At 50.1% G+C, this 9,369-nt stretch carries 9 protein-coding genes; 5 read left to right on the top strand and 4 right to left on the bottom strand.

Annotated features, from left to right (window positions below; genetic code table 11):
* Nucleotides 1-397: ribonuclease HII (locus ABYP73_RS08290; RefSeq protein WP_372974009.1), on the top strand; the 397-nt coding region annotated here is incomplete at its 5' end.
* A gap of 28 nt (nt 398-425) precedes the next feature.
* On the top strand, nt 426-2,870 hold the full coding sequence (locus ABYP73_RS08295; RefSeq protein WP_372974010.1) for a ribonuclease HII: 2,445 nt from the start codon (nt 426-428) through the stop codon (nt 2,868-2,870).
* Between the two features lie 104 nt (nt 2,871-2,974).
* Here the strand turns inward: ABYP73_RS08295 and ABYP73_RS08300 are convergent, their stop codons facing one another.
* The 3 genes from ABYP73_RS08300 to ABYP73_RS08310 form a co-directional block, all read right to left on the bottom strand.
* Nucleotides 2,975-3,199, bottom strand: a complete 225-nt coding sequence (locus ABYP73_RS08300) for a hypothetical protein (RefSeq protein WP_372974011.1) — start codon at nt 3,197-3,199, stop codon at nt 2,975-2,977.
* Nucleotides 3,200-3,298: 99 nt separating this feature from the next.
* On the bottom strand, nt 3,299-3,997 hold the full coding sequence (lipB, locus tag ABYP73_RS08305) for a lipoyl(octanoyl) transferase LipB (RefSeq protein WP_372974012.1): 699 nt from the start codon (nt 3,995-3,997) through the stop codon (nt 3,299-3,301).
* A 20-nt stretch (nt 3,998-4,017) separates the two neighbouring features.
* On the bottom strand, nt 4,018-4,173 hold the full coding sequence (locus tag ABYP73_RS08310; RefSeq protein WP_188370667.1) for a YqaE/Pmp3 family membrane protein: 156 nt from the start codon (nt 4,171-4,173) through the stop codon (nt 4,018-4,020).
* Nucleotides 4,174-4,320: 147 nt separating this feature from the next.
* On the opposite strand from ABYP73_RS08310, the gene lysS reads away from it, so the two are divergent.
* The 3 genes from lysS (at nt 4,321) to ABYP73_RS08325 (ending at nt 9,088) form a co-directional block, all read left to right on the top strand.
* Nucleotides 4,321-6,009, top strand: coding sequence for a lysine--tRNA ligase (gene lysS / locus ABYP73_RS08315; protein ID WP_372974013.1), 1,689 nt, complete (start codon nt 4,321-4,323; stop codon nt 6,007-6,009).
* A 150-nt stretch (nt 6,010-6,159) separates the two neighbouring features.
* Nucleotides 6,160-7,557, top strand: coding sequence for a PKD domain-containing protein (locus tag ABYP73_RS08320; RefSeq protein WP_372974014.1), 1,398 nt, complete (start codon nt 6,160-6,162; stop codon nt 7,555-7,557).
* A gap of 97 nt (nt 7,558-7,654) precedes the next feature.
* Nucleotides 7,655-9,088 (top strand): DASS family sodium-coupled anion symporter, encoded by a 1,434-nt coding sequence (locus tag ABYP73_RS08325; RefSeq protein ID WP_372974015.1) that lies wholly within the window; start codon nt 7,655-7,657, stop codon nt 9,086-9,088.
* A 57-nt stretch (nt 9,089-9,145) separates the two neighbouring features.
* On the opposite strand, the gene ABYP73_RS08330 is transcribed toward ABYP73_RS08325, so the two are convergent.
* A partial coding sequence (locus ABYP73_RS08330; protein ID WP_372974016.1) for a hypothetical protein occupies nt 9,146-9,369 on the bottom strand: 224 nt, incomplete at its 5' end.

Here is a 9,369-nt window from a genome sequence, read left to right on the forward strand (position 1 = left end):
CGGCATTGTACACATCGAGCCTGAAAAGATCGATGAGATCAACATCCTCAATGCTTCCATCCTCGGGATGCACCGGGCGCTTGAAAAGCTCCAGGTAGCACCCAGGCACATCCTGGTAGACGGGAACCGCTTCAAACCCTATGCCGGCTTCTCCCATGAATGTATCGTCAAAGGAGACGGAAAATACATGAGCATTGCAGCCGCCTCCGTGCTCGCAAAGAATTCAAGAGATCGGATCATGGAAGCACTTCACGAAGAATTTCCCATGTACAACTGGCGGCAGAATAAAGGATATCCTACCGAAGAGCACCGTGCTGCGATTCGGAAATACGGCCTGACCAGGTACCATCGAAAAAGTTTCAAAATCAGGAGTGAACAGTTATCCCTTGAGCTTTAAAATCCTATTTTTGCCTCAAAACAGGCGTATGAAAGGTATTCTTAGGCTGGGTCTGATCGCCCTTCTGTTCGCAGGGTGTAATCCGCTGGAAAGATCCGACCTTTCACCCGAAGAAGCCATTCCCCGAAATGCCGTTTATATTTTGAAGGTCCATGATCCCGAAGGTACCTTCAGAGAGGTGGATCAATATCTCTCAAGGGATATTTCGAGTATTGGTTTACCTTTTCTCAATTTCCTGCAATACTTTAAAGACCTTTCCCCCGAGGAGGCGGGGTACCTGGCAGCCCTGCCCGTTCAAGGGGACAGCCTTTCCTATCTGTATATTTCGCGGATCCGGGAGGTCGCTAAGGAAAAGGACAGCCTCGCCGTAACAGGGGAACTCCCCTCAGATTCCCTCATTCCTGAGGAGGTGGAAGCCGGTTTGTACCAAAAAAAGTTCACCAGGGATCTCGGAAATTTGAGATTGACCAGCCGCGATTCCTTTCTCATCGCTTCCTTTGATGCTTCGGGCCTTTCCGAAGATCAAGACCCTATGCGCCTTTCCTTATTGAAAAGTTCCGCTACCGGACGGCCATTCACCCTGTTTGTCGATTCGGAAAAAGCAGACTCCCTGGCGAGTCCCGCCATGGAAAATCAAACGAAATGGTCCGGCCTGGCGGGTGCCCTTGCACTCGACCTCAGCCACACTCCCGATAAGCTGCAATGGACCGGGGTAGGAATCCCTAAAGACAGTATCCCTTCCCTGGTCAGCCTTTTTGATCAGACCCGACCTGTGCTGAACACCCTTGCCTCGCTGACCCCGGAAGGAGTTGACGGACTCCTGACATTCTCTTTTGCAGACCACAGCGTCTTTTCCGAAAATCAGCGCAAAGCCTTTCCCGGAACTCGGGCCTCAGATTCCCTGTTTCAGACCACTGAGGAAGTCGGACTGGTCTTCCAGGAGAACAACAGGGCCGTCCTCCTAAATACCTTCGGTGCCCTCAGCCTGACCGAATTCCTGCAGGATGCACGCCAGGACCGTTATGATTACCAGGGAAAAGAAGTTGGTGTGCTAACGCCTCATTCATTGCTGGAGGAGGCTTTCCCCTCCCTTGTCAGGGATTTTCGCTTCACACATTACGCAGTCCTGGACAATTCCTTTGTCTTCAGTGACAAAAAGGAATTCCTGGAACTGATCATCCGCAATATCAACAGCGGAAGCACTTATGACAAGTCGGCTACCTATCAGAGCGCAAAGGAGGAACTCGCGGAGTCATCTTCCCTCTTATTGATAGGCGATAGCGATAAATTACAGGATCGGGCCTCGTACCTCCTGCCCCCTGCGCTGTTCGGGCTCGGTGATAGAGCAGAGCTACGAGATCCCTTGCTGGCATTCCAGGTGGTGGCCGACCGATCTTTTTGTCATCTCAACATTTTTCAAAAGAAAAAAACGGGCGGAGTTCGGAGGCAAGGGGTCAGTCCGCGCTTCACCCTGCAACTCGATGCTCCCCTTGCGACGGTCCCCCAGTTTGTCGCTGACCACAGGAACAACAAAAAGGAGATCGTTGTGCAGGATACTAAGAACAACCTTTACCTCATTTCTTCAGAGGGGAAGATCCTGTGGAAAAAAGAGCTGGATGGGCGTGTTCAGGGACGGATCGAGCAGATCGACCTGTATAAAAATGGCAGGCTACAGCTGGCCTTTACCACCAGCAACCAGTTCCTGGTACTGGACAGGAACGGGAATGAGGTGGCTCCTTTCACCATGAAATTCTCAGGCCCTGTCCTCAATCCGCTGGCCGTCTTTGATTACGAGGGCAATCGCAACTATCGGTTTGTGGTCACCCAGGGTAACGATATCCGCATGTATAACGGCAAAGGGAAAATTGTCACAGGTTTTAAATATACCAAGGCAGACAGCCCCATCCTGGACCGGCCCAAACATTTCAGGGTAGGAACAAGGGATTACCTGGTCTTTCGCCTCGAGGACGGATCATTGAAGATCCTAAACCGCGTTGGGGATACGAGGGTAGCCGTAAAGGAAAAGATAGAATTTTCAGACAATGACGTCTATATTTATAACGACAAATTCATCGTGACGGACAAAACGGGAACCCTTTTCTCCGTAGACACCCGGGGCAGGACCACAAAAACCCGTTTTAACCTGGCCGCGGATCACGGGATGGATGCTACGGTAAAGACTCTGAGCCTGATGAATGACAATGAACTCACCATCAAAGGGAACAAGGCATCCCTGGACCTTGGCGTGTACACTAAACCCCGCATCTTTTATATCTACGACAAGATCTACGTGAGCGTCACCGACATCCAGACCCAGCGCGCGTATTTGTTTGACAGCAATGCCATCCCATTCACGGGATTCCCGGTCTATGCCAACTCCCCTATCGACCTCTCGGACATGGACAATGACAGAAAGGTGGAGATCGCCGCCAAATTTGAGGAGAATTCGCTGATCGTTTACAGTTTAAAGTGATTTAAAAGAGAAAACGAAGCAGTATCCTTACTTCAATTTTCCAATTCTACAGAAGATCAAAATTCTGTATTGGTAAAAGGTATCAGGGCCCTTAGGAATTAGGATTACCCGAATTCAGCCATACTTACCTCAGCACCCTTATCTTCTGAATTCAGTGAATCGGATTCCAAAGACTCTACAGATTGAATGTCTGATGATGAGTTTATTTCCTTGTCTGCCACCACATCAGTTGAACGCCACGACTCAACCTGTGAGTTCAACAGCATCCCCAGGAATAGCAGACCCAGCATGATGCTCTTGTGCGTGAATTGTGTTCTGATGTTCGACATTGCAGTAGTTTATTGACTAGGTTAACTACTTTATAGACGCTTCAGCCGGCTAAATGTTACAGTTTCAGAGAAGTATCTTCTGATTTCCGGAACAGGGACCTATGCCCATTCCGCCTCGAACAGCTGAGCAAAGTGCTGCAATAGTTTTTGCCGCACCTCCTCCATAGACACTTCTGTCTTGCCCAGTTCAATATTCAGGGAGGTAACGCCCTTGCCTTTAATCCCGCAGGGGATCATCATATCGAAATAAGACAGGTCCGTGTTGATGTTGAAGGCGAAGCCGTGCATGGTGACCCATCGGCTGGCCCTCACGCCCATCGCACAGATCTTCCTGGCAAATGGGGTGTCTACATCCAGCCAGACCCCGGTCTCACCTTTGGAACGTTTCCCTTTCAGGCCGTAATCGGCGAGGGTAAGAATGATCATCTCCTCCAGCAACCGAAGGTATTTGTGGATGTCCGTAAAGAAATTGTCCAGGTCCAGGATGGGATACCCCACGATCTGTCCCGGTCCGTGGTAGGTGATGTCCCCTCCCCTGTTGATCTTATAAAAAGTGGCTCCCTTTTCACGCAGGTGATCCTCAGGGACCAGCAGGTTACTGATATCGCCGCTTTTCCCCAGGGTATACACATGGGGGTGTTCCACGAACAAAAAGTGGTTGGGAGTAGGCAGATCAGTTCCTTCCCGACGGTTGCGGATCTTGATCCCCAGGATCTCCTGGAACAACTCCTCCTGGTAATCCCAGGTGTCCTTGTAGTCTTTCAATCCCAGCTCCTGTAGACCTACCTTTTTGTTCATAGGCTGCAAAGATACGAGGATCAGTTGGGATTATTCAAGATGATCAGGGCCGCGATCACGCCGGGCACCCAGCCACAGAGTGTCAGCAGGAAAACGATAAGAATAGAGCCGCATCCCTTCCCGATAACCGCAAGGGGAGGGAAGAGGATAGCGAGCAATACGCGCCAGAAGCTCATTGCGATGTATTTTGATTGATGCACTCTATCAGTATTCCTTTTCCTCAAAACGTTACAGTCCGATCCTTTTTTATTTTACACCTGGGGCGCGATTTTCATTGAAAGATTGCCCGTATCTGGCTATATTTGCAGCTCAATTTTGGGAATATGCAACTGTCTGAACAAGAAGTAGTACGGAGGGAGAAACTGGCCAAGTTAAAGGAGATGGGAATCAACCCCTATCCCGCTGCTCTGTATCCTGTGGATACCAAATCGACCCAGATCAAAAAGAACTACGAGGAAGGAAAAAAGGTCGTGATCGCAGGCCGACTCATGTCGAGGCGTATACAGGGAAAGGCTTCTTTTGCAGAACTGCAGGACAGTGAAGGCAGGATACAGGTCTACTTCAACCGGGATGAGATCTGCCCGGGGGAGGACAAGTCACTCTACAACGATGTCTACAAAAAATTACTGGACATAGGTGATATCATAGGCGTCCATGGCACACTCTTTACCACCCAGGTAGGGGAAAAGACAGTCATGGTGAAGCATTTCGACATCCTGAGCAAGTCGCTCAGGCCCCTCCCTCTTCCAAAAGTGGATGCCGAGGGCCATGTCTACGACGAGTTCAACGACCCCGAACAGCGGTACCGCCAGCGGTATGTAGACCTGGTGGTCAACCCCAGGGTCAAGGACACCTTTGTCAAGAGGACAAAGATCACCAACAGCATCAGGGAATTCTTTAACGATATGGGCTATCTGGAAGTAGAAACTCCTATCCTTCAGCCCATCCCCGGGGGAGCGGCAGCCAGGCCTTTTGTGACCCACCACAATGCCCTGAACATTCCGCTCTACCTCCGGATTGCCAATGAACTTTACCTGAAGCGGTTGATCGTGGGCGGATTCGAAGGGGTATACGAGTTTTCCAAAGACTTCAGGAATGAGGGCATGGACCGCACCCACAACCCTGAGTTTACCGTCATGGAGCTCTATGTGGCCTACAAGGACTACCACTGGATGATGGAGACTACGGAACGCCTGCTTGAAAAAGTAGCTGTGGACGCCCATGGCAGTACCAAAGTGAAAGTGGGGAAAAGGGAGATCGACTTTAAGGCGCCCTATCCCCGGGTTCCTCTGCTTACCGCTATCCAGGAACACACGGGCTATGACCTGCGCGGGATGAGCGAGGAAGAGATCCGGGTAGTCGCTCAAAACCTCGATATCGAGATCGATGACAGTATGGGAAAAGGCAAGCTCATCGATGAGATCTTCGGAGAGAAATGCGAGATGCACTACATACAGCCCACCTTTATTATCGACTATCCCAAAGAGATGAGTCCGCTTACCAAGGAACACCGCACCTACCCCGAACTCACCGAGCGATTCGAGCTTATGGTGAACGGGAAGGAGATCGCCAATGCCTATTCTGAGTTGAATGATCCCATAGATCAGCGGGAGCGTTTTGAGGAGCAATTAAAACTTTCCGAAAAGGGGGATGATGAGGCCATGTTCATCGATCAGGATTTTCTTCGGGCCCTGGAATACGGGATGCCCCCAACGTCGGGGATCGGAATCGGGATAGACCGGCTGGTGATGTTGATGACGAACAATGCCTCCATACAGGAAGTACTCTTCTTCCCGCAGATGAGGCCCGAAAAGAAGTTACCCGACCTCAGCGAGAATGAAAAGGCCATTCTGGGCCTTTTAAAACAGGAAAATCCCATTTCCCTTCCTGTCCTGAAGGAGAAGGCCGGCTTGAGTAACAAGGCCTGGGACAAGGGGATGAAAGGATTAAATGCACACGGCCTGATTAAAGTGGTGAAAGAGGGGGAAAACCTCCTCTGTACCCTGCTGTAGGGCCCTTTTCGACAAACGACATTTTAAAATTGTCTAAATTATTTATTATCAAAGGGTTATACCCTGTGCATCTCATCGAAAACCTGTTAATTTTTTAAATAAGCAAGGCGCTCTGTCGTTTTATAAACATGGAACCCCAATTCTGTGTTTATGAAAAAAATCTACCTCTTAGGCCTGGGCCTTATATTTCTTTTCGGCTGTTCTAAGGACGGCCTTACCCTGATCGATGACAACCCCGATGATGAGGTATCCCTGAAAGCCTGTTTTGAGTTGAGCACCGCGACCCTCAGCGTAGGCGAAGTGCTATCCATCAGCAACTGTTCTGAAGGGGCCACCTCCTTTTCCTTCGATTTTGGCAACGGTACCAGCAGCGAGCTGGAAAATCCCTCGGTCAGTTTTGAAGAAGGAGGAACTTATGAGATCACCCTGACTGTATCTAACGGGGAAGATACCAGTAGCCAGTCAAAATCGGTTACCGTACTGGTCGTTGAGGCCTCTTACCTTTTCCCTGAGATCCCGGATGGATATACCGGATTGCCTCTTGAGGCCGGGATTCATCCCATCACCGGAAACATCTATACCCTGGAGCTCTTTCAGGATAATGCAGGCGGGGGAGGATCCAAATTTTACTACCGGGAATTCGACGGGGAATTTCAGTATGCATCCAATTATATCGCAGATAAGCCCTATAATTCGGGTAGCGGTTTTGTCAATTTCTACCCGAGCGGGAAAATGAATTTTGTTTTCTCCAGGACTCTCGGTAACCTCTACGGAACGCAGGAGGTGAATTACACCGGGGTATGGACCCTGCTGAATGCCATCAGCAGTGCGACGAAACACAGTTACGGACAACTTCCCTCTGGGTCAGATTACTTTTATTTTGGGACCCAGGCAGACGGTGGGATCTATAAGACCGCCGTGGAAAAAAGGAACAGCAGCGGAGACGCCTACGCGGTAACCCTGAATGCCTTTGGGCCGGCCGATTCCATGATAGGCGACATGATCGCGGTAGACGGGGGTTATGTGGCCTACGGGGCCGTTTTCAATAAAAACACCACCCTGCCCTATGTGTCGAACTACAAACCCCTGCTTGTATTTATGGATGGCGACCTGAATGTGACAGGACATGTGATCTATGAGGACTCCTCTCTAACCGGAGCCGTCTCAGACTGCAATAGCTTTAATGGAAGCTATCACCTGGCAGAACTCTCCAACGGCAACCTGGCCATGTACGCCAACGGAGAATTGCGTGTTACGGATAGCGCAGGAAATACCATTAAAAAGGACTTCTACGAGGGAACCTCAAACATACAGGCTTTGATATCGCTTGGAAATTCCTTTGTGGTCTCCACAGATGATTACCTGAGAAAATTCAGCACAGAAGGGGTGCAAACCGCCCAGGTGAGGTACAACGGAAATTACCTGCCTGAATTCGTCCTGAAGGACAACGTGCTCTACTTTATTGCGGGATACGACGTCGAAAACGAAATAAAGATCTTCTACGGAGCCTGTGACAGTGATCTGTCGATCATTGATCTCACTCCGTAAAGGGTTGGTTGCCATGTTCGGAAAAGGGAGCGGTTCGCTCCCTTTTTTATTTTCCCAACTGAAAAATAACCTATAGATTAGGCCAAAATTACACCCTATGCCCTGGAGTAAGAAGATCGGCCTCTTCCTGGGACCGACCCTGTTCTTCATCCTGATCAACCTTCCGGACCTGTTGCCCGGCATGGAATACGCCAATGCCGTGATCGCTACGGCCCTTTGGATGGTGGTCTGGTGGATCACAGAAGCGGTCTCAATTTCGGTCACCGCCCTTCTGCCTCTTGTTCTTTTTCCAAGCCTTGATGTGATGGACATCACCGAGGTGGGAGCCAACTACGGGAGCCCGATCATTTTCCTGTTCTTCGGGGGCTTTGTACTCGCTCTCGCCCTGGAGAAGGTGAATCTCCATAAACGGATCGCCCTTACCATCATTCGGATCACAGGGACCACCCCTAACAAAGTAGTACTGGGCTTTATGATCGCTACGGCCACCCTGAGCATGTGGATCAGCAATACGGCCAGTACCGTGGTGATGCTCCCTATCGCTATGTCCGTGATCCGCCTTTTGATTCACGATGAAGACGGTTTTACGAAGGACGACCGGAATTTTGCCCTTAGCGTGATGCTTGGGATCGCATTTTCAGCCAATGCCGGGGGGATCGCCACCGTAATCGGCACCCCTCCGAACTCCGTTTTGATCGGCCTTCTGGAGAACCAGTACCAGATCGAGATCTCCTTCCTGAAATGGATGACCTTTGGCCTGCCCTTTTCCGTCATCTTGCTCCTGATCTGCTACTGGGTACTGGTAAAATGGATGTTCCCGAACCGGCAGTTGCAGTTCACGGCCTCACGCCAGGTGATTCAGGAGGAACTCAAAAAGCTGGGGCCTATTTCAGGGAAGGAAAAAATGGTCCTGGCCATTTTTGGGGTAACTGTCTTTCTGTGGGTTTTCCGGACCGTGATCAACAGTATTTTCCCGGCCCTGGGGCTTTCTGATACTATCATCTCTATGATCGGAGCTATTTCCCTTTTCGCCTTGCCCTATAATTTGAGGAAAAATGACTTTATCATCACCTGGGGGGACACCCACAAGTTGGCGTGGGGAATTCTGATCCTGTTCGGGGGAGGTTTGGCCCTGGCCAACGGTATGTCTAGCAGCGGGCTTGTAGATGTGGTCTCAGGCGCCATCGCCAACGGTGACTTCCAGATCCTAATCACAGCTTCCCTCCTGATCCTGCTGATGCTGTTCATGACGGAGCTCATGAGCAATGTAGCCCTGGTCGCCGTTCTGGCTCCCGTGGTGGCAGGTATCGCTATCGGACTGGACATTCCCATGCTGCACCTGCTCATCCCGGTCACCATTGCCAGTAGCTGTGCCTTTATGCTCCCCATGGCCACCCCTCCCAATGCGATCGTCTTTGCCAGCGGCTACATAGAGGTACACCAGATGGCCAGAGCGGGTGTCATACTGAATTTGATCTCCGTGGTCCTGCTGGTGCTGATGTTCCAGTTTATATTACCCTTGTTATTCTAAAAAAAATCCCCGGGAATTACCTTTCCCAGGGATCTACGAAATTTTCTAATTCAGGATTCAAAAACCTTCACCGGGCTCCCTGTCGTAGGCGAGCATAATTCCGGATGTCGGCACCTGAATAATGATGGCTAGATCGATATCGAACAACTCTTCATCTTCGATATATTCGATGGAATGTATATCGAAAAAAAATCGGTGAGGATCAAATCCTGCAGGCAGGTACTCCTCGGTATCAAATCCCAGATCGATTTCCTGTTCAGCATCTATATAACTCACGTGAA

Origin of the sequence: Muriicola sp. (assembly GCF_041567615.1) — a bacterium.
Lineage (GTDB): Bacteria > Bacteroidota > Bacteroidia > Flavobacteriales > Flavobacteriaceae > Muriicola.